Genomic DNA, 1,338 nt, shown 5'->3' on the forward strand with positions numbered 1-1,338 from the left:
CAGCAGCCTCGGCTACCGCAGTCCCGCCGAATACGAGACCGTCCTGGCGGCCTGACCACCACACCAACGGTGTCCGTCAAAGCGGAGCAAGCTCAGGCGAGCAACTGGGAGTACGGCCCCGAGGGACAGGTGGAGTGGACCCGCCGCCCGGGTGGCCGCTGCTGGTCCTGCCACGAGAAGCACCAGCAGCGGCAGGAGGAGGAGCGAGAGGCTAAGGCCCGAGCCCAGCTGGAGGCAGCCCGCGCGGCCAGCGCCGCACTGCGCCCGTGCTGGACGTGCCGAGGCTCGATCGGCGGGAAGGCCGGCTCGAAGCTGGAGCTCACAGAGAAGGCCAGCCCCGACCGGCTGGAGTGCCCGTAGTGCGTCAGCGACCGGGAGGCGGAGGAGCTGGGCCCGCTGGTGCTCCCCACCCCGACCAAGCGCGAGCAGGTCGCCGCCCTGGTCTCCGCCCCGGGTGATCCGTGGTGGGAAGTGCGGGTGCTGCACGCCAAGCTCTACCCGGCGGGGGGCCGTCGGGTGTGACCTGGTGGTGGTGGGTAACCTCCATGCCCACGACGGTGACCTGTTCGGTCAGCAGCCAGTCCCGCATGGCCAGGCGTGGGGCCGCCCGGCAGGGGCCCGGAAGAGTCTGATGTGCGTGCTCGGAGCAACATTTCCGGGTGCCTGGAGTGGACCCCCAGCGTCCTACTGAGCCACGGGCTCGGAACGCGCCAAGGCGAGACGACGTCGGCCAGGCGGCCACCAACCCGATTTTCACCCGGTCAGGGTCTGCCCGTCAGGGCTTCGGACCACTGAGCCGTCCGTGTCCCGCGCCACGGAACCTTGACCGGTTGCCACCGAAGTTCGACCATTGCGGGTTCGTGTCATTGACGGTTGATCGCGCGGGGTAGCGCGTCGGGCGGGCCACTGTCCGATTACCGTCTTCCAGGCACTTCTCGGGCCCTGTGCTGGAGAGTGAGAATGCGGGCATGCGTATTCGGGGGGATGCACAGCCGTGCCCGGGGCCATTCGCGGCCGGGCCGGTCGGGGGGATCGCGGCCGCTGCCGCGGCGTTGCTGATCACGCTCTCAGGTCGCTATGGCTTTCACCGCGACGAGCTGTACTTCCTGCTCGCCGGTCGCCACCCTGCCTGGGGCTATCCGGACCAGCCGCCGCTCACCCCGCTGCTGGCCCGGCTTGAGACGGAGCTCTTCGGCGCCGCCCCGACCGGGGTACGAATCCTGCCCGCGCTGCTCGCCGCGGCCTCGATCACGCTCACCGCGTTGATCGCCCGCGAGCTGGGCGCCGGGCGCGGCGGGCAGGTGCTCGCGGCAGGGGCGGCGGCCTGCTCGGGCTACG

The 1,338-nt window shown here is 71.2% G+C and carries 2 protein-coding genes and 1 pseudogene; all 3 read left to right on the plus strand.

Going from position 1 to position 1,338, the window contains the following annotated elements:
• Positions 1-360 (plus strand): hypothetical protein (locus ABD369_RS40585; RefSeq protein WP_344641660.1); only part of this gene is annotated, 360 nt, incomplete at its 5' end.
• Positions 361-399: 39 nt separating this feature from the next.
• Positions 400-522, plus strand: a complete 123-nt coding sequence (locus ABD369_RS40590; RefSeq protein ID WP_344641661.1) for a hypothetical protein — start codon at positions 400-402, stop codon at positions 520-522.
• 446 nt (positions 523-968) lie between these two features.
• Positions 969-1,338 (plus strand): annotated as a pseudogene (locus tag ABD369_RS40595) (hypothetical protein); the annotation flags it as partial.

It is taken from the genome of Kitasatospora cystarginea (assembly GCF_039533515.1).
GTDB classification, from domain to species: domain Bacteria; phylum Actinomycetota; class Actinomycetes; order Streptomycetales; family Streptomycetaceae; genus Kitasatospora; species Kitasatospora cystarginea.